20 protein-coding genes and 1 riboswitch are annotated in these 23507 nt (G+C 63.3%); of the genes, 13 read left to right on the forward strand and 7 right to left on the reverse strand.

Annotated elements, in window-relative coordinates; genetic code table 11:
• Together FJ941_RS22350 and FJ941_RS22355 are read left to right on the forward strand one after the other, a co-directional pair.
• Positions 1 to 765, forward strand: a complete 765-nt coding sequence (locus tag FJ941_RS22350; RefSeq protein WP_140508975.1) for an SDR family oxidoreductase — start codon at positions 1 to 3, stop codon at positions 763 to 765.
• Positions 766 to 793: 28 nt separating this feature from the next.
• Positions 794 to 1663: an NAD(P)-binding domain-containing protein gene (locus FJ941_RS22355; protein ID WP_140508977.1), complete on the forward strand. Its 870-nt coding sequence runs from the start codon at positions 794 to 796 to the stop codon at positions 1661 to 1663.
• A gap of 73 nt (positions 1664 to 1736) precedes the next feature.
• On the opposite strand, the gene FJ941_RS22360 is transcribed toward FJ941_RS22355, so the two are convergent.
• Positions 1737 to 2600, reverse strand: a complete 864-nt coding sequence (locus FJ941_RS22360) for a hypothetical protein (protein ID WP_140508979.1) — start codon at positions 2598 to 2600, stop codon at positions 1737 to 1739.
• A 369-nt stretch (positions 2601 to 2969) separates the two neighbouring features.
• On the opposite strand from FJ941_RS22360, the gene glmM reads away from it, so the two are divergent.
• The 5 genes from glmM to serA all read left to right on the forward strand — a co-directional run bounded on the left by glmM (position 2970) and on the right by serA (position 9663).
• Positions 2970 to 4322, forward strand: coding sequence for a phosphoglucosamine mutase (gene glmM / locus FJ941_RS22365; protein ID WP_027141808.1), 1353 nt, complete (start codon positions 2970 to 2972; stop codon positions 4320 to 4322).
• A gap of 248 nt (positions 4323 to 4570) precedes the next feature.
• Positions 4571 to 5413 carry an outer membrane protein gene (locus tag FJ941_RS22370; RefSeq protein WP_140508980.1) on the forward strand — a complete coding sequence of 281 codons (843 nt, stop codon included), beginning with the start codon at positions 4571 to 4573 and terminating at the stop codon, positions 5411 to 5413.
• Positions 5414 to 5714: 301 nt separating this feature from the next.
• Complete coding sequence (locus FJ941_RS22375; protein WP_140509082.1) at positions 5715 to 6572, forward strand: outer membrane beta-barrel protein; 858 nt, start codon at positions 5715 to 5717, stop codon at positions 6570 to 6572.
• Between the two features lie 250 nt (positions 6573 to 6822).
• The gene (locus FJ941_RS22380) at positions 6823 to 7998 is read left to right on the forward strand and encodes a phosphoserine transaminase (RefSeq protein WP_140508981.1); all 1176 of its coding nucleotides are present in this window, start codon (positions 6823 to 6825) and stop codon (positions 7996 to 7998) included.
• Positions 7999 to 8061: 63 nt separating this feature from the next.
• Positions 8062 to 9663 carry a phosphoglycerate dehydrogenase gene (gene serA, locus FJ941_RS22385; protein WP_027141812.1) on the forward strand — a complete coding sequence of 534 codons (1602 nt, stop codon included), beginning with the start codon at positions 8062 to 8064 and terminating at the stop codon, positions 9661 to 9663.
• Between the two features lie 203 nt (positions 9664 to 9866).
• Here the strand turns inward: serA and FJ941_RS22390 are convergent, their stop codons facing one another.
• A complete protein-coding gene (locus FJ941_RS22390; protein ID WP_140508983.1) occupies positions 9867 to 10784 on the reverse strand; it encodes a DMT family transporter in 918 nt (305 codons plus the stop codon).
• A gap of 211 nt (positions 10785 to 10995) precedes the next feature.
• On the opposite strand from FJ941_RS22390, the gene FJ941_RS22395 reads away from it, so the two are divergent.
• Together FJ941_RS22395 and FJ941_RS22400 are read left to right on the forward strand one after the other, a co-directional pair.
• Positions 10996 to 12294 (forward strand): adenylosuccinate synthase, encoded by a 1299-nt coding sequence (locus FJ941_RS22395; RefSeq protein ID WP_140508985.1) that lies wholly within the window; start codon positions 10996 to 10998, stop codon positions 12292 to 12294.
• A 75-nt stretch (positions 12295 to 12369) separates the two neighbouring features.
• Complete coding sequence (locus FJ941_RS22400) at positions 12370 to 14109, forward strand: hypothetical protein (RefSeq protein ID WP_140508987.1); 1740 nt, start codon at positions 12370 to 12372, stop codon at positions 14107 to 14109.
• A 26-nt stretch (positions 14110 to 14135) separates the two neighbouring features.
• On the opposite strand, the gene FJ941_RS22405 is transcribed toward FJ941_RS22400, so the two are convergent.
• From FJ941_RS22405 to FJ941_RS22420, 4 genes are read right to left on the reverse strand one after another with little or no spacing between them, the layout of a single operon-like run.
• Entirely contained in the window at positions 14136 to 14435 is a 300-nt protein-coding gene (locus FJ941_RS22405; protein ID WP_140508989.1) for a CcdB family protein, read from the reverse strand.
• Positions 14435 to 14677, reverse strand: coding sequence for a type II toxin-antitoxin system CcdA family antitoxin (locus FJ941_RS22410; protein WP_181169918.1), 243 nt, complete (start codon positions 14675 to 14677; stop codon positions 14435 to 14437). Before FJ941_RS22410 ends, FJ941_RS22405 begins: the two co-directional genes overlap by 1 nt.
• Before the next feature lie 57 nt (positions 14678 to 14734).
• Entirely contained in the window at positions 14735 to 16555 is a 1821-nt protein-coding gene (locus tag FJ941_RS22415) for an ABC-F family ATP-binding cassette domain-containing protein (protein WP_140508991.1), read from the reverse strand.
• 1 nt (position 16556) lies between these two features.
• Positions 16557 to 17201 carry a thiamine diphosphokinase gene (locus FJ941_RS22420; RefSeq protein WP_140508993.1) on the reverse strand — a complete coding sequence of 215 codons (645 nt, stop codon included), beginning with the start codon at positions 17199 to 17201 and terminating at the stop codon, positions 16557 to 16559.
• Between the two features lie 87 nt (positions 17202 to 17288).
• A riboswitch (TPP riboswitch) is annotated at positions 17289 to 17403 on the forward strand.
• Positions 17404 to 17446: 43 nt separating this feature from the next.
• Here FJ941_RS22420 and thiB point away from each other — a divergent pair.
• The 4 genes from thiB (at position 17447) to FJ941_RS22440 (ending at position 22607) form a co-directional block, all read left to right on the forward strand.
• Positions 17447 to 18445, forward strand: coding sequence for a thiamine ABC transporter substrate binding subunit (thiB, locus tag FJ941_RS22425; protein WP_140508995.1), 999 nt, complete (start codon positions 17447 to 17449; stop codon positions 18443 to 18445).
• 23 nt (positions 18446 to 18468) lie between these two features.
• Complete coding sequence (gene thiP / locus FJ941_RS22430; RefSeq protein WP_140508997.1) at positions 18469 to 20136, forward strand: thiamine/thiamine pyrophosphate ABC transporter permease; 1668 nt, start codon at positions 18469 to 18471, stop codon at positions 20134 to 20136.
• Positions 20129 to 20905 carry a thiamine ABC transporter ATP-binding protein gene (gene thiQ, locus FJ941_RS22435; RefSeq protein WP_140508999.1) on the forward strand — a complete coding sequence of 259 codons (777 nt, stop codon included), beginning with the start codon at positions 20129 to 20131 and terminating at the stop codon, positions 20903 to 20905. Before thiP ends, thiQ begins: the two co-directional genes overlap by 8 nt.
• A gap of 232 nt (positions 20906 to 21137) precedes the next feature.
• The gene (locus FJ941_RS22440; protein WP_140509001.1) at positions 21138 to 22607 is read left to right on the forward strand and encodes a M48 family metalloprotease; all 1470 of its coding nucleotides are present in this window, start codon (positions 21138 to 21140) and stop codon (positions 22605 to 22607) included.
• 16 nt (positions 22608 to 22623) lie between these two features.
• On the opposite strand, the gene FJ941_RS22445 is transcribed toward FJ941_RS22440, so the two are convergent.
• Positions 22624 to 23487 (reverse strand): RNA polymerase factor sigma-32, encoded by an 864-nt coding sequence (locus tag FJ941_RS22445; RefSeq protein WP_027141824.1) that lies wholly within the window; start codon positions 23485 to 23487, stop codon positions 22624 to 22626.
• Between the last annotated feature and the right edge of the window lie 20 nt (positions 23488 to 23507).

Raw genomic sequence — 23507 nt, forward strand, 5'->3', positions numbered from 1 at the left:
ATGACACGATACGCAAACAGCAAAGCTGTGGTGATCGGCGGAACCCACGGCATGGGGCTCGCTGTCGCCGAGGCATTGGTTGAGGGCGGCGCCGAGGTGCTGGTCACCGGCCGTGACGAACGCAACATCGATGCCGCACGTGCCAGGCTGTTTTCGCGCGCCCATGTGCTGCGGTCCGACATCGGCGACATGGCCGCTATCGTTACACTCGGCGCAGAGGTCGGGCAGAAGCTCGGCCAGATCGATTTCCTGCACGTCAATGCCGGGATCGCCTATCTGGAGCCGGTGCCGCAGGTGACCGAAGACAGCTACGACCGCATCTTCAACATCAATACCAAGGGGGCCTTCTTCACCGTTCAGCGGCTCTTGCCCCTCATTAGGGATGGCGGCGCCATCGTCTTCACCTCGTCCGTCGCCGACGAATCCGGCACCGGCGGCATGAGTGTCTATTCCGGGTCGAAGGCAGCACTTCGCGCCTTCGCCAAGGTGCTGGCCGCCGAACTGCTGCCGCGCCGGATCCGCGTGAATGTGGTCAGCCCCGGCTTCATCGACACACCGACAATGGGTGTGGCCAGCGCTTCCGCCGAGGAGCGTGCGGCCTTCATCAGGATAGGCGACAAGGTCACGCCGATGAAGCGTCACGGCACGATCGAGGAGGTGGCGCGTGCGGTGCTGTTCCTGGCTTTCGACGCGACCTTCACCACGGGTGCCCGGCTGACCGTGGATGGCGGCCTTGGCCAGGATCTGAGCCCTCTGCCGGCGTGACCGGCAAAGCGAACAAAGGAAAAGCAGGATGAGTGATATTGCTGTAATCGGCCTCGGTGCCATGGGCACGGCGCTCGCCGAAGCCTTTCTTGAGAAGGGGCACGCGGTGACGGTGTGGAACCGCTCAGCGGCAAAGTCGGAGCTCGTCGCGGCAAAGGGCGCCATAGTGGCCAGGAATGTCGAGGAGGCGGTCAGGTCGAGCCCGCTGATCGTGGCATGCCTTCTGGTCTACGACACTGTCCATGAGGTGCTCGGTCCCGCAGGGGACGCGCTTTCGGGACGCACATTGGTCAATCTCACCAACGGCACACCCGAACAGGCGCGAGCGATGTCCGTCTGGGCCGCCCAATGCGGTGCCGACTATATCGACGGCGGCATCATGGCGGTACCGCCGATGATCGGCGGGCAGAATGCCTTGATACTCTACAGTGGCTCCAGGCAAGCGTTCGACGATCATGCAGGCCGGCTCGATGCGCTCGGCACCAGCAAGTATCTTGGCGAGGATGCCGGTCTCGCGCCACTCTACGACATCTCGCTCCTGGCCGGCATGTACGGGTTGTTCGCCGGTGTGCTGCAGGCATTGGCATTGACGGGCAAGGCTGGAATCCCCGCCGGCGAATTCATGCCGCTGCTGACATCGTGGCTTCAGGCGATGCAAGGCGGATTGCCGAAATGGGCGCAACAGATCGACAGCGGCGACCACACCGCCAATGTCGTTTCCAATCTGGGCATGCAGGCAGATGCCTATATCAATCTGGTCGATGCCAGCAAAGCGGCTGATGTCAGCACCGAACTCGTCTTGCCGATGCAAAATCTTATGCGACGCGGTGTGGCGGCTGGCATGGCCAACGCCGATCTTTCAAGTCTGGTCGGGCTCCTCTCCAAGCAAGGGAGTTGAGCCTGGCCAATGCCGAACAAAAAAGCCCGCGAACCTTGCGGCTCGCGGGCTTTGTTTTTTCAGATGCGGTCGATCAGCTCTTCAGCTTGGCATTGCAGAGGCTGTAGAAGCCGCCGCCCTTCTGGATCCACTTCAGGCCGCCAAGCGTGTTGGCGTCCTTGTTGGCGTAGTACTGTTCGAGGCAGGTGTGCATGCGACCCTTGGCTGGGGTCTCGCTGGCGAATTTCGGCGAGATGGCGGTCGGGAAAGTCACGCCCTTTGGCGCCACAGCAGTCGGCTTTGCTGGTTCCTTGGTGTAGGTCGCCTCGCTCGGAGCCGGCACGGTATCATCGTCAGAGGCGCTGGCGCCGCATTCGCTCTTGCGGAAGTCGTTCCACTTCATGCCGTTCAGCGTATTCGCCGTCTTGGCAGCCTGATATTTGGTGCTGCATTCGGCCATGCTCAGGCGCTTGCCAGAAGCGGCGGCCGGGGTGGTCGTGGTCGCAGCCTTGGTGGTCGCCGGCTTGGTGCTGTCAGCGGCGGCGGATGCGCCAGCGGCGCATTCGGTTTTGCGGAAGTCGTTCCACTTCATGCCGTTCAGCGTGCCGGCGGCCTTGGCCGCCTGGTACTTGGTGCTGCATTCCTTGGCGGTCAGGCCCTTGGCCGTGCTGTCGGCGGCTGCGGCGGCAGCCTTGGTGGTCTTGGCCGGCTTGGTTTCGGCCGGCTTGGTTTCAGCAGCCTTGGTCGTGGCCGCCTTGGTGTCGGTGGTGGCCGCGGCGTCGGTGCCGCACTGTGCCTTGCGGAACTGGTTCCAGGTCGCCCCGGCAAGTGTCCCCGCGTCCTTGGCGGCGTTATACTTCGTGCTGCACTCGGCCATCGTCAGCGCGTTGGCTGGCGCGGCCAGGAACAACGTCGCGACCGCAAGGCCGGTCAAAGTAGCAATTCGGTGGATGAGCATAGCGTTTCTCCGTGGCTGCAGCCCATTATACGTCCCAGCGAATCAATAACGCTCAACGGTCGGTTGCGCCAGATGCCAAGTGGCGTATATATCGCCGAAAATCGCATTCTGACGACAAGGTGATGAAATCATTTGGCCTGACGGCCGCCGAAGCAAGAATTCTCGGGGTGCATCCGCGCCGAATGGCTCGCAAAACTGGTATATTGAGAGGCAACCGCGTCTCCATGCTAAGCTGCCGCCATGTTGTGTGCAGTGCACAACAATGATTTTCTAAGGATTGGTAACATATAATCACACAATGTGATCGAGGCGCGGCGGCCAATTGTGGCATGACGTGCCGGCTAAGGACAATCGAGGGTACTGGCTAGCATGGCAGGGAATTACTTCGGCACGGATGGCATTCGCGGGCGCGCCAACAAGTTTCCGATGACCGCCGAAATCGCCATGCGGGTTGGCATGGCCGCCGGTCTTTCGTTCCAGCGCGGCAGCCATCGCCATCGTGTCGTGCTCGGCAAGGACACCAGGCTTTCCGGCTACATGATCGAGAACGCGATGGTGGCCGGCCTTTGCGCCGCCGGCATGGACGTGTTCCTGCTCGGCCCGATCCCGACGCCGGCGGTCGCGATGCTGGTGCGTTCGCTGCGTGCCGACATCGGCGTCATGATCTCGGCTTCGCACAATCCCTATTATGACAACGGCATCAAGCTGTTCGGGCCTGACGGCTACAAGCTCTCCGACGAGATCGAAGAACGCATCGAGAGCATGCTCGACAAGGATATCGAACTGGCGCTCGCCGATTCCGACGGGCTTGGCCGCGCCAAGCGCGTCGACGGCGTGCATGACCGCTACATCGAGTTCGCCAAGCGCACCTTGCCACGCTCGATGTCGCTTTCGGGCCTCAGGATCGTCGTCGACTGCGCCAATGGCGCGGCCTACAAGGTGGCGCCCGAGGCGCTGTGGGAACTTGGCGCCGAGGTCGTGGCGATCAATGTCGAACCCAACGGCTTCAACATCAACAGGGAATGCGGCTCGACCCATCCGGCCGGGCTGCAGAAGAAGGTGCATGAAGTGCGCGCCGACATCGGCATCGCGCTCGATGGCGATGCCGACCGCGTCGTCATCGTCGATGAGAATGGGGCCATCGTCGACGGCGACCAGATCATGGCGCTGATCGCCGAGTCATGGCACCAGAGCGGGCGGCTGGCCGGCGGCGGCGTCGTTTCGACGATCATGTCCAATCTCGGCCTCGAACGCTTTCTCGGCGACATGAAGCTGCAATTGCACCGCACCAAGGTCGGCGACCGCTATGTCGTGGAGCATATGCGCGCGCATGGGCTCAATGTCGGCGGCGAGCAGTCGGGCCACATCGTGCTGTCAGACTTTTCGACCACGGGCGACGGTCTGGTCTCGGCGCTGCAGGTGCTGGCCTGCATCAAGCGGCAGGGCCGCCCGGTCAGCGAACTGTCGAAGAAGTTCGAGCCGGTGCCGCAACTGTTGAAGAACGTTCGCATCGCCGGCGGCAAGCCGCTGGAGGAAGCCCCGGTCAAGGCCGCGATCGAAGACGCCCGCCACCGTCTCGGCAAGGCCGGGCGGCTGGTCATCCGTCCATCCGGCACCGAGCCGCTGATCCGTGTCATGGCCGAGGGCGACGATCCGCAGCTGGTCGAGGCCGTGGTCAACGACATCGTCGGGGTGATCTCGGAAACCCGTAGCGCCGCCTGATCGCCGCCCAGGGGGAGGCGTCGCGCGCCGCCTTGGTTGCATCGAAGCTCGCCCCTCCGGCGGGCTTTTTTGTTGGCCATAACTGGTCTCCTTCTGTCGAAATCATCGCCGAATCCCTGGAACTTTAGAGATTCGTGGTTAATCGACAGGGTTAAACGCCTTTTAACCTTTGCAATTCATTATCCACGCCTGAAAGCCAATCTCATCCGGACACGATCGCCGTTCCGAGGTTTCTAGGGGTGACAAGCATGTTCAATACAGCAAGAAGGGCCCTGTTCGCGCTGCTGTTCGCGGGCTTGGCCTGGCCGGTGTTCGCAGCCGACCTGCCGGAGCCACAGGTCGAAGAGGCACCGCCACCGGTCTACGAGCAGCCGGTGGACGTCGGCGGCTGGTATATCCGCGGCGACATCGACTATCACAAGTCGAAGGTGGGCGACATCGACTACATCACCTATGGGGCCGCCCCTTGCCCCTGCGGACCTCCTGTCGGTGTCGCCGGCAGCAAGACTTTCGATTATGGCAAGCTCAAAGGCGGCTTCTCGCTCGGCGGCGGCGTCGGCTACAAGATCAACGAACACTTCCGTACCGACCTGACCGCCGACTACTGGTTCAAGTCGAATTTTAATGGCGGAACCTCGGATCTCACCTCGACCTCGACCGAAGTGTCGAAGATGAGCGCCTTGCTGCTGCTGGCCAATGCTTATGTGGATATCGGCACCTGGCACGGCATCACGCCCTATGTCGGCGCCGGCATCGGCGGTGCGCGGATCAAGTGGGATACCGTCCACGATCCGAACACCACCGAGACCAATCCTGGCGCGTCCAACTGGCGTTTCGCCTACGCGGTCATGGCCGGTGCTTCCTACTGCCTGACCGACAAGATCATCCTCGATGCTGGCTACCGCTTCTCCCATATCCAGGGCGGCCGTATGTTCGAATACGACACGAGCAGCGCCGGGCCTGGCTTCGACCATGGCTTCAACACCCACGAGGTGCGGGGTGGCCTGCGCTACCAGTTCGGCGGCAACAACGGTTGCGCCGCACCGGTGGTGGCCTACCAGCCCGAACCCGAGCCGATCTACACCAAGTAAGACTTGCACGACCTGATATATGCGAACCGCCCGGCCCAGCCGGGCGGTTTTCGTTTGGGTTGTCGCCAGGGAAGTACTTCAGACGTCGTATCGAAATAGATCCAAGCGGCACACTTCAGACCTTTGCTGTCCTGCATGCCGGCTTCTCCAAAGTCAGGCCATTTGGGCGACATGCATTAGCGAAATCAATTCGCTAACGCTCTGTTAGCCTTAACCGCGACTTAACCACTATGGTTAACAATGCTCCTTGAAACGATGGTGCGTCACTTATGCGACGCCCCGAATTCGGGAGCCGGGGACCATGATATCAATATCGCGTATGGGGCTGGCGCTTGCCGCATTCCTGTTGCCGCTGACGCCTGCAATAGCCGCCGACTACGATCCACCGATCTATGTCGACCAGGCACCCGACTATGTGCCGGTCGAGGTCGGCTCTGGCTGGTACCTGCGCGGCGACGTCGGCTATGCGTTCAGTCACCCATTCGATAACGAGGAGGTCTCAAGCGGGCCCCTGAACAGCTTTACGTCCGAGAGCAGCCTTTTTACAGGCAGCGTCGGCATGGGCTATCACGTCAACGACTATCTTCGGGTGGAACTGAATGGCGGGATTCTGCCGACCAATAAATTCGCCGATCATCAGAAACTTGCCACCACTTGCAAAGGCACGACGCTCGTAGATGACGGTTTCGGAACCATCAATTCCGCGCCCGCATCGCAGTTGTGCGACCAGATCGACAACGGCAGCAACAAAGCCTACAGCCTCATGGCCAATGGCTATGTCGATCTCGGCACTTATGTCGGGATCACTCCTTATGTCGGCGGCGGCATCGGCCTTGCGTACAACAAATATTACAAGAGCATCGGCGCCAAGGATTGTGTGGAAACACCGGTAAATTCCGCCGGAACGGGCGGGTTTTTCTGCAATGACCCCGCAGGGTATGATGGCCAAACCGATACGGCCGCCAAATTCAACTTCGCTTACTCGATCGGCGCCGGGCTGTCTTATCAGGTTACGAAGAACGTTTCCGTCGATCTGGGCTATGAGTATTTCTCGGTGCCGGACGGCAAATATGTAGCCTATGACAATGGCGCCTTCAACATTCACAAGGGCATAGACTACCAGACGGTCAAGCTCGGTCTGCGCTACGACCTCTGGTAAGGCCTGGGAAAGGCCGGGACTTTGACGGCGGATCCCCGTGGTCCGCCGTTTGCGTTTGGATCCCGAAATCCTGATCGCAGACATTTCTTGTTTGATTACATGTCGCTGTCCGCCGCTTTTGGGCGACATGCGTCTGGTATCCCGGCAGCGACAAAAACTTTCCTCTTGACGCCCGAGGCCTGAACGCATATCGCCGTCCGTGGGCCACCCCTCCCCAACGAGGGGCCACTATCTGGAAGGATAGACCACGATGACGACGCTTACGAAGCCCGGACTCCGTCCGGCAAATCCCAATTTTTCCTCAGGTCCCTGCGCAAAACGTCCCGGCTGGTCGGTCGAGGCGCTGAAATCCGCCGCGCTCGGCCGTTCCCACCGCGCCAAGATCGGCAAGACCAAGCTCGAGCAGGCGATCGCGTTGACGCGCGAGATTCTCAAGGTCCCGGCCGACTACCGCATCGGCATCGTGCCGGCCTCCGACACAGGTGCTGTCGAGATGGCGCTGTGGTCGTTGCTCGGCGAGCGCGGCGTCGACATGGTCGCCTGGGAAAGCTTCGGCTCCGGCTGGGTCACCGACGTGGTCAAACAGCTGAAACTTGCCGATGTCCGCAAGATCGAGGCCGGCTATGGCGCGCTGCCTGATCTGAGCAGGATCGATTTCGATCGCGATGTGGTCTTCACCTGGAACGGCACGACCTCGGGCGTCCGCGTGCCGGACGGCGGCTTCATTCCCGCCGATCGCAAGGGCCTGACCATCTGCGACGCTACTTCCGCGGCCTTCGCGCAAAGGCTCGATTTCGAGAAACTCGATGTCGTGACCTTCTCCTGGCAGAAGGTGCTGGGCGGCGAGGGCGCGCATGGAATGCTGATCCTGTCGCCACGTGCCGTCGCGCGGCTGGAGAGCTACAAGCCTTCATGGCCGTTGCCGAAAATCTTCCGCCTGACCTCGGGCGGCAAACTGATCGAGGGCGTCTTCAAGGGCGAAACCATCAACACGCCGTCGATGCTTTGCGTCGAGGACTATCTCGACGCGTTGAACTGGGCGAAGTCGATCGGCGGCCTCGATGCGCTGATTGCCAGGGCGGATGCCAATGCCGCCGTGCTCGACCGGTTCGTGGAAAGCTCATCCTGGCTCGGCCATCTCGCCGTCGCGCCGGCGACACGATCGAACACGTCGGTCTGTCTGTCTTTCAGCGACCCGGATGTCGCGGCGCTCGACGCTGATGGGCAAGCGGCGTTCGCCAAGGGGCTTGTCTCGATGCTCGACAAGGAAGGCGTCGCCTATGACATCGGTTCCTATCGCGATGCCCCGCCGGGATTGCGCATCTGGTGCGGCGCAACCGTCGAGGCCTCCGATCTCGAAGCGCTGATGCCCTGGCTCGATTGGGCTTTTGCCAGCCAGAAGGCGTCGCTGAAAGCGGCTGCCTAAACTCTCCGTGGCGGCCCGAGGGCCGCCCATTCCCGGATCAATCCCATTTTCAAGGAGGCCGCCATGGCGCCCCGCGTTCTCGTCTCTGACAAACTCTCTCCCACGGCCGTGCAGATATTCAAGGATCGCGGCGTCGAGGTCGACTATCTGCCCGATCTCGGCAAGGACAAGGAAAAGCTGCTCGAAGTGATCGGCCGCTATGACGGCCTCGCCATCCGCTCGGCGACCAAGGTCACCGAGAAGCTGATCAACGCCGCCACCAATCTCAAGGTCATCGGCCGTGCCGGCATCGGCGTCGACAATGTCGATATCCCTGCGGCAAGCCGCAAGGGTATCATCGTGATGAACACGCCCTTCGGCAATTCGATCACGACGGCCGAACACGCTGTGGCGATGATCTTCGCGCTCGCCCGCCAGATCCCGGAAGCCAACGCTTCGACCCATGCCGGCAAATGGGAGAAGAACCGCTTCATGGGCGTCGAGATCACCGGCAAGACGCTGGGCATCATCGGCTGCGGCAACATCGGTTCGATCGTCGCCACACGCGGCGTCGGGCTAAAGATGCATGTCATCGCCTTCGACCCTTTCCTGTCGGACAAGCGCGCCGAGGAGCTCGGCGTCGACAAGGTGGAACTGGACGAACTCTTCGCCCGCGCCGACTTCATCACCCTGCACACGCCGCTGACCGACAAGACCCGCAACATCATCGATGCGGCAGCCATCGCCAAGATGAAGAATGGCGTGCGCATCATCAACTGCGCCCGTGGCGGGCTGGTGGTCGAGGCCGACCTAGTCGCGGCGCTGAAGAGCGGCAAGGTGGCGGGCGCCGGCATCGACGTGTTCGAGGTCGAGCCAGCGGAGCAGAATGCGCTGTTCGGCATGGAGAACGTGGTGGCGACACCACACCTTGGCGCCTCGACGGCGGAAGCGCAGGAGAATGTCGCGTTGCAGGTCGCCGAGCAGATGGCCGACTACCTGATCAAGGGCGCGGTCTCCAACGCCATCAACATGCCCTCGATCACGGCGGAAGAGGCGCCGCGGCTGAAGCCGTTCGTCAAGCTCGCCGAAGTGCTCGGCGCCTTTGTCGGCCAGGTCACCGAGGATCCGATCAGCGAAGTCGAGATATTGTTCGACGGCTCGACCGCGACGATGAACACCCGTGCGCTGATCAGTGCCGCCCTGGCTGGCCTGATCCGGCCGCAGGTCGCCGACGTCAACATGGTCTCGGCGCCGATCATGGTGAAGGAGCGTGGCATCATCGTCGCCGAGGTCAAGCGCGACAAGTCGGGCGTCTTCGACGGCTATATCAAGCTCACCGTCAAGACCGAGCACAGGACCCGCTCGATCGCCGGCACCTGCTTCTCCGACGGCAAGCCGCGCTTCATTCAGATCAAGGGCATCAATCTCGACGCCGAGGTCGGCCAGCACATGCTCTATACGACCAATGCCGACGCACCAGGCATCATCGGGCTGCTCGGCACGGTGTGCGGCGAGAACGGCGTCAACATCGCCAACTTCCAGCTTGGGCGCAACCGACCCGGCGGCGACGCCATCGCGCTGCTCTATCTCGACGCGCCGTTCCCGGAAAAAGTGCTGGAGCAGGTGCGAGGCCACATGTCGATCGACTCGGCAAAGCGCCTCCAGTTCGACGTGGGCGGGATCTAGCTCTCCGCACCTCCCCGGGTGACAAGCACACGACGCCCCGTTTGCCGGCATGCATGCGGGGCGTTTCCATGACCGCCGGAACCGCCCGGCGGATGCGCCGTTGCCGACGGTGGCATGATTTGGAAGCCTCTAGTCAGCGGTTCAATGTTTGATGGAATCGCCGAACCGCTTCAACTCTTTACAGGCAATCCCTAGGGAAAGTGCTACGCGCGCTTCCTGGAATTGCTCTGGCCAGAAGCCATCTTGCGCCCGCTGTGTTCGGCGAGCCCGATGCCGCCCAGAACGAGAACCAATGCCAGCGCCTGATAGAGCTGAAAGGTCTCGCCAACGATCAGCACCGAAAGCAGCGTGCCGAAGATTGGCACCAGATTGATGAACAGGCCAGCGCGGTTGGCGCCGATGAGCTCGTTGCCCCTGATATATGTTATCTGCGAGATCACCGAAGCGCCGATCGCCGTGTAGACGATGACAGCCCAGCCGCGCGTATCGGGCACGATCACCTTGCCGGCGGCGGCTTCCCACAGGAAGAAGGGCAGCGAGGTGATGAGTGCGGCGAACGACATGGCCAGCATCAGGCTCTGCCAGCGCATCGCCGGCTTCAGCCGCAACCCGACCGAATAGCCGCTGTAGAGAACGACCGCGACCAGCATGATGGCGTCGCCGAAATTGAGTTCCAGCGTCAGCAGCCGGCGGGGATCGCCATGACAGGCCGTCAGGATGACGCCGAAGATGGTCAGCGCCACGCCGGCGATCTGCGCCCAGTTCACGCGCAGGCGGAAGAAAACGAAATTGGCTGTCATGATCAGGATCGGCATCGCCGCCTGTTCGATCGAGACATTGATCGCGGTGGTGTAATTCAGCGCGGTGTAGAAGATGGTGTTGAACAGGGTGAAGCCGCTGGCGCCCAGCGCCGCCAGCACGAACCAGTGCCTGCGCACGACATGCCAATCCTCCTGGATCGTGCGCCAGCCGATCGGCAGCAGAATCGCCACGGCCAGCACCCAGCGCAGGAAGACCAGCGTCATCGGCGAGACGTGGTCGACCGCCAGCTTGCCGGCCACCGAATTGCCGCCCCACAGCAAGGTGGTGAGCAGCAGGAATATGTAGGCGCTTCGATGCATCGCGGGCTTCCGGCCGCGGGATGGGCTGCGGTGTTTGCCGGCCTATTGCCCCCACCAGCCCAAGTAAATGATGTCAAAGCCGGAAATTGTTGTGCCTCAGGGCATTTTTGGCGGCAAAGAAAGGTCGCACTCGCGAGGTCTTGACGCTATAGAGGCCTGTCGTTTCGAACCATATCCAAGCCGCGCGGCGGCGTCTCAAGGGAAAAGAAACATGGCCAATGTGGTGGTCGTCGGCTCGCAGTGGGGCGACGAAGGCAAGGGCAAGATCGTTGACTGGCTGTCGGAGCGTGCCGATGTGGTGGTGCGTTTCCAGGGCGGCCACAATGCCGGTCATACGCTGGTCGTCGACGGTAAGGTCTACAAGCTGTCGCTGCTGCCTTCGGGCGTCGTGCGGGAAGGCAAGCTGTCCATCATCGGCAATGGCGTGGTCTTTGATCCGCATGCTTTCGTCGCCGAAGTGGAGAAGCTCAAGGCGCAGGGTGTGGAAGTGACGCCGGATCGCCTGAAAATAGCCGAAAACACGGCGCTTATCCTGTCCGTACACCGGGAACTGGACGGATTCCGCGAGGATGCCGCTTCGAATTCCGGAACGAAGATTGGCACGACCCGACGCGGTATCGGCCCCGCCTACGAGGACAAGGTGGGCCGGCGCGCGGTTCGGGTGATGGATCTGGCGGATTTGGAAACTTTGCCCCTGAAGGTCGACAGGCTGCTGACGCACCACAATGCGCTGCGTCGCGGGCTCGGCCACGCCGAAGTCACGCATGACGCGATCATGCAGGAATTGACCTCGGTCGCGAACAACATCCTGCCCTATATGGATCGCGTCTGGAAGGTGCTCGACGACAAGCGCCGCGCCGGCGAGCGCATCCTGTTCGAGGGCGCGCAAGGCACGCTGCTCGATATCGACCACGGCACCTATCCGTTCGTCACCTCGTCCAACACGGTCGCCGGCCAGGCCGCAGCCGGCTCCGGCGTCGGCCCGGGCGCCATCGGCTACGTGCTCGGCATCACCAAGGCCTACACGACGCGCGTCGGCGAAGGTCCGTTCCCGACCGAGCAGAAGAACGAGATCGGCGAGTTCCTCGGCACGCGCGGCCATGAATTCGGTGTCGTCACCGGGCGCAAGCGCCGCTGCGGCTGGTTCGACGCGGTGCTGGTGCGCCAGGCGGTCGCCGTCAACGGCATCAAAGGCATCGCGCTGACCAAGCTCGACGTGCTCGACGGGCTGGACGAGATCAAGGTCTGTACCGGCTACAGGCTCGACGGCGAGACGATCGACTATCTGCCGGCAAGCCAGGGCGCGCAGGCCCGCGTCGAACCCATCTACGAGACGCTGGAAGGCTGGAAAGGCACCACCGCCGGCGCACGCAGCTGGAACGATCTTCCGGCCCAGGCCGTCAAATATGTCCGATACATAGAGGAGTTGATCGGCGCGCCGGTCGCGCTCCTCTCCACCAGCCCGGAACGGGACGACACGATACTTGTGACCGATCCGTTTCAAGACTAGTTTCTGAAGCCTTTCCGGGCATCGCGGCTGATTTGCGGGGGCCGGCGCGGAGGCAAAATACAGGTCGACTGACGCATGGCAGATTTCGTTGCTGTTCTGAAAAACGCGTTCGAGAAGCACGGCGACGAGACGCCCGAGAAGCGTACGCGCATCTATAACAGCGTTCGCGCCATGCTGGCGAAGAAGCTTGCGGAATATTCGCCGCCACTGGCTCCCGAGGCCATAGACAAACAGAAACGCTCGCTGGACGACGCCATTGCCGGCGTCGAGCGTGAGTACGTCAAAAGCGTTCCGGAGACGGATCCGCTCGCGGAACTGGAACACATCTTTTCCTCCATCGACCGTAACAAGAACCAGTCGAGCCACGTCAAGCAGCCAGTCAAGGCCGAACCGGTTCCCGCTTCCTCTCCGTATCGGCCCGCCCCTGCCGCGGCCAGCCCGGAGCCGTACAAACCGGCGCAGCCCGTGGCGAATCCCGAGCCCTACCGGCCTGCTCCAGCCGCCAAATCCGAGCCCGGCTGGCAAAGGCCGACGCCGGTGCAGCCCGCTCCGGACTTTTCGGAAAAGACCTTGCCGGGGATGGACGCGAATCGGGATGACGACCAGGACGATGTCTTTGCCGATGACGAAGCGTCGGCGGGCGCCGACACTTTCGAGCGTTCGCGCCCGGCTGAACGCAAGCGCAGCTATGGCGGGTTGATCGCCGCCGTCGTCGCATTGCTGGTCGTTGCCGGCGGCGGTTACGGCATCTGGCTGAACAAGGATGCCTTCGGCAAGATGCTGGGCATGGACGGCAGCAAGGTTGTTGCCAAGACCGAACCGGTGAAAACGACGCCGGCCAAGCCGGCAACCGATGCCGCGGCCGCGCCTCCGGCGCCCGCGACAGGCGCCGAAGGCACGAAATTCACGCAGCGGCTGACGCCTGAAGGCGGCGAAACCGATCCCGGCCCGGCGGGTGGGCAGAGCGGCATAGGCGAGGGCGAATCCGTCGCCGCGTTGACGACGCCGCCAACGGCAACGAATGCGCCGGCCACGGCAGCGCCGGCGGTTCCCGCGCCGGCTGCCAATACGCCGGCTGCCGGTACGCCCGCGGCGGGCGCGCCAGCCGCGACCACGCCCGCGGCGGGCACCCCGCCCGCGACACCACCCGCCAATGTAACCGCGCCCGCGGCCCCGGCCGGTGCCGCCGCCACGCCGCCGCCCGCGCCGGCAGGCGCCACGCCGGCGGCACCGGCCGCGGCTGCTGCGCAGACCGCGGTTCCGGTCGGCCAGAAGGCGATCTTCTATGAGGAGCGCACCAGCACCGCGCAGGGTTCGGCCGAGCCCGGCAGCATCGTCTGGTCGCTGGTGCAGGAATCGCCCGGCGGCGACCTGCCGCCCGAGCCGGCGATCCGTGCCGAGGCGACCATTCCCGGCAAGGACATCCAGCTGCGCATGACAATCCGTCGCAACACCGACCAGACCCTGCCGGCCAGCCATATCATCGAGATGATCTTCCTGACGCCCGACGGCTTCGAGGGCGGCGGCGTCGACAACATATTGCGCGTCGCCATGAAGAGCTCCGAACAGGATGCCGGCAGCCCGCTGATCGGCATCCCGGCCAAGATCGCCGACGGCTTCTTCCTCGTCGCGCTCAACGATACCAAGGCCGACGAAGACGCCAACATGACCCTCTTGCGCGGCCAGGACTGGATCGACGTGCCGGTGGTCTACAAGACCGGACGGCGGGCATTGCTGACCATGGAAAAGGGCCTTCCCGGCGAGAAGGTGTTCGACGAGGCGATCAAGGCCTGGCAGGCCAAGACGGCGGGTTGAGAAGACGGCGCAACGGTCGCCTTCGTTCAGAAACCCTGGAACAGCATGTCGAGTGCGGCGGCGATTTCGTCGTGATGCCGGGAAAGATTTCCTTCGACGTCCGGCAATTCGGAGGCCGACAAGGCTGAGATGAATTGTGTGACCATCACATGGTCTTTGCCGTCGATGGCGAAGGTCGGGTTTAGTCGGCGGCCCGGCACCGGAGCCATATTGGGCGGCATCAACGGAATGACGACTCTCGTGGTCAACCTATCAAGAAGGTCGGACTGAACATCGAGGAGATAACCGTTGCCGTCGATATTCCGATAAAGATCGTAACGTGCCATCAAAACAGCCGGTATTTGGCCAATGGCAGTCCGTTGCGCTCCACGTAGGCGTTGGAACTTTCAATCGCTTCCTTGTTCTCTTCTTGCCAACGGCGCGTTTTTTCCGCTGCAATTGCCTTGGCAATACCTGCTTCGGCAGCGCGGGAGATGTTGATGCCCAGCGCTTTGGCATCTTCGATCAGCTGGGAGTCAATGGATGTGTTGACCGACTTTCGCTGAGATTTCTGTGTCGATTGCAGCATGGAAATTGCCTTCCTTTATGCGCATAATATATGCGCGCCCAAGGCCGCATGCAATCTTCACCCTTCCATCTCTTCCCGCAGCATTTCAAGCTCCAGCCATTCTTCCTCCAGCGCCGCCAAGGTGGCGCGCTCCTTGTCGAGGGCGGCGATCGTCTTCTGGAACGAGGCCGGGTCGCGTTCGTAATAGGCCGGATCGGCGATGTTGTTTTCCAGCCGCGAGATCGATGCGGTCACCGCCTCGATCTTCTTGGGTAGGGACTCCAACGCGAACTTCTGCTTGAACGACAGTTTCTTCGCCGGCCCTTTCGGCGCCGCCGGCTCGCTACTGCCCGACGTGGGCACATCGCCAGCTTCCGCCTTGGGACGCGCTTTTCGGTCGTCCAGCCTGGTGCCGCCGCGTTGCGCCAGCATGTCGGAATAGCCGCCGGCATATTCGACCCAGCGGCCGCCGATGTCCGGCGCGATGATGCTGGTGACGGTACGGTCGAGGAAATCGCGGTCGTGGCTGACCAGGATGACGGTGCCGGCAAAACCGGCAACCAGTTCCTGCAGCAGTTCCAGCGTCTCCATGTCGAGATCGTTGGTCGGCTCATCGAGCACCAGAAGGTTCGCCGGCCGTGCCAGCACGCGCGCCAGGATCAGCCGCGCCCGCTCGCCACCGGAAAGCTCACGCACAGGGGTGCGGGCCTGTTCCGGCTTGAACAGGAAATCCTTCATGTAGGAGACGACATGGCGCTGCTCGCCATTGATGACGAGATTTTCGCCGCGCCCGTCGGTCAGATATTGCGCCAGCGTCTCCTGCGGATCGACCGCCTCGCGCTTCTGGTCAAGCGTGGCGATTTCCAGATTGGTGCCGAGCCGTACCGAGCCGGCATCCGGCGCCAATTCGCCGGTCAGCATCTTCAGAAGTGTCGTCTTGCCGGCGCCGTTCGGCCCGACAAGACCGACGCGGTCGCCGCGCTGGATGCGGGTCGAGAACCCCTTGACCACGGTGAGATCACCAAAGCTCTTCTCGATGTTCTTGGCTTCGATCACCAGCTTGCCGGATTCGGCGGCGTCGCTTGCCACCATGGTCGCGGACCCTTCGGCGCCGCGATGGCCGCGAAAGCGCTGGCGCATGGTCTGCAGTTCGCCCAATCGGCGCATGTTGCGCTTGCGCCGCGCCGTCACGCCATAGCGCAGCCAGTGCTCCTCGCGCACGATCTGGCGGCCGAGCTTGTGCTGCTCGCGCTCTTCCTCTTCCAGCACCAGGTCGCGCCATTCCTCGAAATGGCCAAAGCCCTTGTCCAGCCTGCGGGTCTGGCCACGGTCGAGCCAGACGGTGGCGCGCGACACGCGTTCGAGGAAGCGGCGGTCATGCGAAATGACGATGAGCGCCGAGGAAGTCCGGACGAGCTCTTCTTCCAGCCATTCGATGACCGACAGATCAAGATGGTTAGTCGGCTCATCAAGAAGCAGAATGTCGGGCTCCGGCGCCATGACGCGGGCAAGGGCGGCGCGCCTGGCCTCGCCGCCGGACAGGTCTCCTGGCCGTTCCTCGCCCGACAGGCCGAGATGCTCCATCAGATAGCTGGCGCGGTAAGGATCGTCGGCTGGCCCAAGCCCGGCTTCGACATAGGCCCGCACATTGGCGAAGCCGTCCATGTCTGGCATTTGCGGCAGATAGCGCACTGTCGCGGAAGGCTGGCGGAACACCTCGCCGTCCTGCGGCTCGACCAGGCCGGCGGCGACTTTGAGCAGCGTCGACTTGCCGGACCCGTTGCGGCCGACCAGCGCGATCTTGTCGCCGGCCGAAGCGGTCAAGGCGGCGCCGTCGAGCAGCGGTGTGCCGCCAAAAGTCAGTTTTATCCCGTCGAGATTGAGAAGAGGCGGGGCCATGTCAGCTTTCAGGCAAAGGATAGGGATGGGCGAGCAGCAGGGCTCGGCCATGGCGAAGCGCGATGTCGAGGCGGCCCTTGACCTCGTTGGAAACGGTCAACGATGAACCGAAAGCCACCTCGACCTTGTCGAGCGGCCATTTGGCGCCGGTGACGGTCAGGCCGGAGAGTTCGGAGAAGCCAAGGATCGAAAACAGCGTGCCGTCGGCATAATCGAAGCCGGCCCTGCCGAGCAGCAAGGGGACAGCCTCCTGGGCACCGCTGGTCAGAAGCACATCCGTTCCGGCTTCGGCCAACCGCAGACCAAGCGCCAGGTGCAGGAAGGCGTGGTCGGCGCGCTTGCCGCCGAAGGCGCCCGCCAGCACAAGGCGCGTCGCGCCGCGTTCAAGGGCTGCCGCGATCGCCAGTTCGCCGTCGGTCTTGTCCTTTTCCGCCGGGAAGGTTTGCCGCGGCACCGCGGCCAGGTGGGCGGGCAGATCGGGCGGCACGGAATCGAAATCGCCGACCCACAGTTCCGGAACAAGGGCCAGCATCCGCGCGTGGCCGATGCCGGCGTCGGCGGCGATGACGCGTGAGCCTTCGACCTGGCGGTCAAGCCGGGGCGTGCGGATGAGATCGCCGCCAAGCAGGATGGTGAATGTGCTCATATCCCGTCGCCCTTACCAGCCCGGCACGGGAAACGGAAGGCGGCAAACTCCCACTTGCGTGTCCCGTCGGCCGGGCTTATGTGTCGAAACGCTCTAACGGGGTGCCGGACGCGACTTTCGCGGGCCGGCTGAGAGGCAGTCTCGCCAACCCGCTGAACCTGATCCGGTTTGTACCGGCGGAGGGATTAGACGTTTCGGACAATCCGACGCCTCAATTCCTTTCAACGCAAACGAAGGAGGCGCCGATGCGCACGCTTTTATATTCCCTCATCGCGGCCACTGTAGTGACCCTGTCCGGACCAGCTTTGGCCAAGGACAAGCTCACCGTCTACACCTATGAGAGTTTCACCGCCGACTGGGGTCCAGGCCCGGTGGTGAAGAAGGAATTCGAGGCCGAATGTGGCTGCGATGTCGAGTTCGTCTCGGTCGCCGATGGCGTGGCGCTGCTCAACCGCGTCAAGCTGGAAGGCGCTTCGACCAAGGCCGATATCGTGCTCGGCCTCGACACCAATCTCACCGCCGATGCCAAGGCGTCGGGCCTGTTCGCGCCGCACGGCGCGGTGAGCGATGTCAATGTGCCGGGCGGCTGGAGCGACGATACTTTCGTCCCCTTCGACTACGGATATTTCGCTGTCGTCTACGATACCGAAAAGCTGAAGACGCCGCCGAAAAGCCTGAGGGACCTGGTCGAGGGCAGTGCCAATGACAAGATCGTCATACAGGACCCGCGCACGTCGACGCCCGGTCTCGGCCTGCTGTTGTGGGTGAAGTCGGTCTATGGCGACAAGGCGCCGGAAGCCTGGGCCAAGCTCAAGGCCAAGGTGCTGACGGTGACGCCGGGCTGGAGCGAGGCCTATGGCCTGTTCACCAAGGGCGAGGCGCCGATGGTGCTGTCCTACACCACCTCGCCGGCCTACCACATGGTCGCCGAGAACACCGAGCGCTACCAGGCGGCATCCTTCGAAGAGGGCGAGTACCTGCAGATCGAAGTCGCCGGCATCACCACGACAGGCGCCAAGAACCCGCTGGCGGCCAAGTTCATGGCTTTCATGACCGGGCCGAAATTCCAGGACGCCATCCCGGAGACCAACTGGATGTTCCCGGCCGGCAAGACCGGCAAGCCGCTCAACCCTGCCTTCGACAAACTGGTTAAGCCGACCAAGACCTTGCTGTTCAGCCCGGAGGAAGTCGCGGCCAACCGCAAGGCCTGGGTGGACGAATGGCTGGCGGTGATGAGCAAGTAGATTTTGTGGGCGAGTCTCGTGAGATGACCGCCAAGGAACACAGTGTTTCCCAAGTCGATCGTTGGTTCTCAGTGCAAACCCGCTCTGACCCCCGCATCACAGCCGGCATTGTTGCGCTTGCCGCAACCTCGCTGCTGATCGGCGGCGCTTTTGCCGGGCTGCTCGCCGAAGGCGCCCACGATTTTTCCGGCGCCTGGGCCGCCTTCGATCCTTACCTCTTCCGTGTCGTGCGCTTCACGCTCTGGCAGGCGGCCCTGTCGACGCTGCTCTCGGTCGGGCCTGCCCTGTTGGTGGCGCGGGCGCTGTCGCGGCATCCACGTTTCCCCGGCCGCGCCTTCATCCTGCAGCTCTTCGCCGTGCCGCTGGCTCTGCCGGCGATCGTCGCGGCGCTAGGCATACTGGCGCTCTACGGCCGAGCCGGCTATTTCGCCGGTCTGTCCAACTGGGTCGGCGGCCAGGGTTGGCCGGGCATCTACGGCCTCTCCGGCATTCTCGTTGCCCATGTCTTCTTCAACCTGCCATTGGCTACCCGCCTGTTCCTGGAGGCGCTGCAAACCATCCCCTCAGACCAGTGGCGGCTGGCGAGCCAGCTCGGCATGGGAGCGCGGCCGGCGTTGCGGCTGATCGAATGGCCGACGCTGCGGGCCGCCTTGCCTGGTGCCGCCGGACTTGTCTTCATGCTCTGCATCACATCCTTCACCATCGTGCTGACGCTCGGCGGCGGACCGGCCGGGACGACGCTGGAGGTCGGCATCTATCAGGCATTGCGCTTCGATTTCGATCCCGCGAGGGCTGTCGCGCTGACATTGTTGCAGATCGCGCTGACCTTTGTCGTGGTGCTGGCGTTGACCCGGCTTGGCGCCAACGTGGCCGGCGACGCCAACCTGTCGGTCGCGCCGCGCCGCTATCTCTTGGTCAACAGGACTGAGGCCGTGCTGAATGCCCTGCTCATCGGGCTGGCGCTGCTGTTCGTCGTGGGACCCATGGCGGCAACCGTGGCGGCCGGATTGGGCGCCGATCTCGGCCGGCTGGCCGGTGAGGCCACTGTCCGGCAAGCGACACTGACCAGTGCCGTGCTCGCGTTCCTGTCGGCGTTGCTTTCGGTGATGCTGTCGCTGGCTCTCACAATGGCGCGGAGGGCGCTGGCATTGAACCGCCGCTCCGGCTCAAGGACACTGCTCGAACATGCCACCGATACCGGCGCCGGGTTTGTGCTGGTCGTGCCGCCGATCGTCATCGGCGCCGGCTGGTTCCTTCTGTTGCGCCATCTCGGCGATGTCTTTGCTGTCGCCCCGCTCATGGTCGTCACCGTCAACGCCGTCATGGCGATGCCTTTCGCGCTGCGCGCCGTCCGTCCCGCCTATGATGCGGCAAGCGAGCGTCACGAGCGGCTCTGCGCGCAGCTCGGAATTTCCGGCTGGTCAAGGCTGTGGCTGGTCGACTGGCCGTCGCTTCGGCGGCCGCTCGCCACCGCCTTTGCCTTCGCCATGGCGCTGTCGCTTGGCGATCTCGGCGTGATCGCCCTGTTCGGCAGTGATTCCGTGCAGACCTTGCCCTACCTTCTCCTGGCGCGCATGGGCAGCTACCGCACGCAGGACGCCGCCGGCCTGGCGTTGTTGCTGGGCCTTGTCTGCCTGGCGCTGGTGCTGGCAGCGGACCGGCTGGGAAAGGGGATGGCCCGCGATGTCTGACGGGGCGGCTGACGGCAAAGGGGTTCCGGTGCGGCTGGACAAGGTCTCGTTCAGTTATGGCGAGGCGTTGTTCGCCTTCGATGTCGGATTCACCGCGACGCAGATCACCGCCATCATGGGGCCGAGCGGTTCGGGAAAGTCGACGCTGCTCAATCTGGTGGCCGGGTTCGAGACGCCGCGATCCGGCCGCTTATTGATCGGCGGGGCCGACGTAGGTGGCGAGCCGCCGGCCATGCGGCCGGTGTCGATGGTATTCCAGGAAAACAATCTTTTCGCCCATCTTTCTGTCCAGCAAAATGTCGGGCTCGGCCGTTCGCCATCGTTACGGTTGACGGATACAGACCACGCCGATATCGCGGGCGCCCTTGCACGCACCGGCCTTGCCGGCAAGGAGAAGCGGCTGCCGCGCGAGCTTTCGGGCGGCGAGCGTCAGCGCGTCGCCCTGGCCCGCGTGCTGGTGCGTGACCGCCCGGTGCTGCTGCTCGACGAACCCTTCGCCTCGCTTGGGCCCGCCTTGCGCGACGACATGCTCGACCTGGTTGCCAGCCTCCATGCCGAGCGTGGCATGACGGTGCTGTTCGTCACGCACCAGCCGCAGGATGCCCGCCGCATCGCGCAGAAAGTGGTGTTTCTGGACAATGGCACCATCGCTGCCTCAGGCACCTCGGACGATTTCTTTGCAGGGGCTGGGCCGGAGGCGTTCCGGCGCTATATCGGTGCCGGTGCCGGGGATGCGTTATCACGAGATATTGCCCGGAAGCGGACATAATTTACGCTCAAACCGGCTTGAGGCGATGTGGCGCTTGCTTGCCATGACTGGAGTAGTGTGGCTAGGTCCGCTCGATACCGGTCCGGCACAGGCCGTGATTTGCCTACAGCATCTGCTGCCCGCCCCGAGGGGCGCGTGACGGACGCTGTAGCAGTTTGTTTTGCGCATGCCGTGGTCATGCGCAAGGACCTGAAAGGAAGCCATTCTGGCGATCAGCGCTGACAGGCTACGAATGAATCCGCTGGCGCGGTTCCTGGCGCTGGCTGGCTTTGCCGTGGCGCTGGCAAGCTGCCAGATGTTCACGCCTCCCGAGGTCCAGGAATCCGGCTTCCAGCCATCCGACAAGCCGATCACGGTGGACAATGTCGCCGCCAACAACAAGCTTGCCGAACTCGCCAAGGCGCAGCATCCGCGCATCCTTGCAACGTATGGCGGCGAATATTCCGATCCCAAGCTCGAGCGCATGGTCGCCAAGGTGGTCGGCAATTTGACCGTGGTATCGGCCAACCCGACCCAGACCTATCGCATCACCATCCTCAATTCGCCCAACGTCAACGCCTTCGCGCTGCCGGGCGGATATCTCTACATTACGCGCGGCCTCTTGGCGCTGGCCAATGATTCGTCCGAGCTCGCCGCCGTCATCGCGCATGAAATGGGCCACGTCACCGCCAATCACGGCCTGCAGCGCCAGCAGCTGGAGGCCGAGGAAGGCCTGGCGACCAAGGTCGTTTCCGATGTGCTCGGCGACAGCCCGACCGCCAAGGCAGCACTGATCCGCGGCAAGCTTAGGCTGGCGCAGTTCTCGCGCAATCAGGAACTGGAGGCGGACGCCATCGGCATCAAGTCGATCGGCGAAGCCGGCTACGATCCCTATGCCGCCGGCCGCTTCCTGCAGTCGATGTCGGCCTACACCGATTTCCGTTCGATCAGCGGTGCCACGGACGCCAGCCTCGACTTCCTCGCCACCCACCCCAACACGCCGCAACGCATCGATCTGGCACAGCGCCACGCCCGCCAGTTCGGCGCGCCCGGTTTCGGCACGCGCGACCGCGATTCCTTCCTCGCCGGCATAGATGGCCTGCTTTATGGCGATACGCCGGAAGAAGGCTATGTGCGCGGCGAAACCTTCCTGCATCCGGGCCTCGGCGTGTCGTTCACCGTGCCGGACGGTTTCATCATCGACAATTCAGCGGCAGCGGTTACGGCGACCGGTCCGGGCGACATAGCGATCCGCTTCGACGGCGTTTCGATCGACAAGAACCGCGCCCTGACCGACTATATCAGAAGCGGCTGGGTGGCTGGCCTCGACGACAGCACCGTCAAGCAGGAAACCATCAACGGCAATGAGGCGGCGACCGCGCATGCCGGCGCCGAAGGCTGGCAGTTCGATATCGCGGTGATCCGCGCCGGCGGCCAGGTCTATCGGTTGCTGACCGCGGCTCCCTCGGCCAGCAGCTCGCTGGAAATGGTGGCGCGGTCGGTCAGCGGCTCCTTCCGCATCCTCAGTCCCGCCGAAAAGGCGGCACTGAAGCCACTGCATATTCGTGTGCTCACCGTGCAGCCGGGGCAGACCATGGGTTCGCTTGCTGCCCAGATGGTGGGGGTCGACCGCAAGCTCGACCTGTTCCGCGTGCTCAACGCGCTGTCGCCGGGGGCCGCGGTTTCGGCCGGCGACAAGGTCAAGATCGTCACCGACAAGTAAGCGCCCGTTGCGGGAATCAGGCGGCAGTCGCCATGAATTCGGGGTTCTGCTTCACCAGCGCGACCTTGAGCTTTTCCATGGCGCGGGCCTCGATCTGGCGCACGCGTTCCTTGGAGATGCCGAGCGTTTCGCCGAGAGCCTCAAGCGTGGCGCCCTCGTCGGTAAGCCGGCGTTCCTCGATGATGCGGAGTTCGCGAGCGTTGAGAGCTTGAAGCGCCTCCCTCAGCCAGAGCGAGCGGCGCGCGACGTCGATCTTGTCGCCGACAATCTCGTCGGGCAAGGGATCGTCCGAGACCAGGAAGTCCATCCGCTCGGTCGCACCCGCATCGTCGGCAAGCGGCACGTTGAGCGAGGAGTCGGGCGCCGACAGGCGTGAATCCATCAACTCCACATCAGCTTCGGAAACGCCGAGCGCAACCGACACCTCGCGGTAAAGAGTTGTGTTGGAGAGCGGTTCGGCGCCGTTCGCGAGACGGGCACGCAATCGCCTGAGATTGAAGAACAGGGCCTTTTGCGCCGAACTGGTGCCGCCGCGCACGATCGACCAGTTGCGCAGGATGTAGTCCTGCATCGAAGCGCGAATCCACCACGTCGCGTAGGTCGAAAACCGCACCTCGCGCTCCGGCTCGAAGCGGGCGGCGGCCTCGAGAAGACCGACATGGCCTTCCTGGATCAGGTCGCCGAGCGGCAGGCCGTAATGACGGAATTTCGAGGCCATCGAAATGACCAGACGCATATGGGCAACGGTGATGCTGTGCAACGCATTCTGGTCGTTGTCCTCTTTCCAAAGCAGTGCCAGCCGATGCTCCTCGTCGCGTTCGAGGTAAGGCGCCCTCATTGCCGCGCGGACCATGACCCGACCTGCCGTGTCTTCCATCATAAGGCGCTCCTTGGCTCAGG

The sequence above is a fragment of the Mesorhizobium sp. B2-3-13 genome (assembly GCF_006442195.1).
Lineage (GTDB): Bacteria > Pseudomonadota > Alphaproteobacteria > Rhizobiales > Rhizobiaceae > Mesorhizobium > Mesorhizobium salmacidum.

Coding starts and splice junctions, on each gene's coding strand:
- FJ941_RS22375 (WP_140509082.1), top strand. CDS start 5,715: ATGATATCAATATCGCGTATGGGGCTGGCGCTTGCCGCATTCCTGTTG.
- serA (WP_027141812.1), top strand. CDS start 8,062: ATGGCGCCCCGCGTTCTCGTCTCTGACAAACTCTCTCCCACGGCCGTG.
- FJ941_RS22390 (WP_140508983.1), bottom strand. CDS start 10,784: ATGCATCGAAGCGCCTACATATTCCTGCTGCTCACCACCTTGCTGTGG.
- FJ941_RS22380 (WP_140508981.1), top strand. CDS start 6,823: ATGACGACGCTTACGAAGCCCGGACTCCGTCCGGCAAATCCCAATTTT.
- thiP (WP_140508997.1), top strand. CDS start 18,469: ATGACCGCCAAGGAACACAGTGTTTCCCAAGTCGATCGTTGGTTCTCA.
- FJ941_RS22360 (WP_140508979.1), bottom strand. CDS start 2,600: ATGCTCATCCACCGAATTGCTACTTTGACCGGCCTTGCGGTCGCGACG.
- FJ941_RS22355 (WP_140508977.1), top strand. CDS start 794: ATGAGTGATATTGCTGTAATCGGCCTCGGTGCCATGGGCACGGCGCTC.
- FJ941_RS22445 (WP_027141824.1), bottom strand. CDS start 23,487: ATGATGGAAGACACGGCAGGTCGGGTCATGGTCCGCGCGGCAATGAGG.
- FJ941_RS22370 (WP_140508980.1), top strand. CDS start 4,571: ATGTTCAATACAGCAAGAAGGGCCCTGTTCGCGCTGCTGTTCGCGGGC.
- FJ941_RS22395 (WP_140508985.1), top strand. CDS start 10,996: ATGGCCAATGTGGTGGTCGTCGGCTCGCAGTGGGGCGACGAAGGCAAG.
- FJ941_RS22420 (WP_140508993.1), bottom strand. CDS start 17,201: ATGAGCACATTCACCATCCTGCTTGGCGGCGATCTCATCCGCACGCCC.
- FJ941_RS22405 (WP_140508989.1), bottom strand. CDS start 14,435: ATGGCACGTTACGATCTTTATCGGAATATCGACGGCAACGGTTATCTC.
- FJ941_RS22440 (WP_140509001.1), top strand. CDS start 21,138: ATGAATCCGCTGGCGCGGTTCCTGGCGCTGGCTGGCTTTGCCGTGGCG.
- FJ941_RS22415 (WP_140508991.1), bottom strand. CDS start 16,555: ATGGCCCCGCCTCTTCTCAATCTCGACGGGATAAAACTGACTTTTGGC.
- thiQ (WP_140508999.1), top strand. CDS start 20,129: ATGTCTGACGGGGCGGCTGACGGCAAAGGGGTTCCGGTGCGGCTGGAC.
- FJ941_RS22350 (WP_140508975.1), top strand. CDS start 1: ATGACACGATACGCAAACAGCAAAGCTGTGGTGATCGGCGGAACCCAC.
- glmM (WP_027141808.1), top strand. CDS start 2,970: ATGGCAGGGAATTACTTCGGCACGGATGGCATTCGCGGGCGCGCCAAC.
- thiB (WP_140508995.1), top strand. CDS start 17,447: ATGCGCACGCTTTTATATTCCCTCATCGCGGCCACTGTAGTGACCCTG.
- FJ941_RS22400 (WP_140508987.1), top strand. CDS start 12,370: ATGGCAGATTTCGTTGCTGTTCTGAAAAACGCGTTCGAGAAGCACGGC.
- FJ941_RS22410 (WP_181169918.1), bottom strand. CDS start 14,677: ATGCTGCAATCGACACAGAAATCTCAGCGAAAGTCGGTCAACACATCC.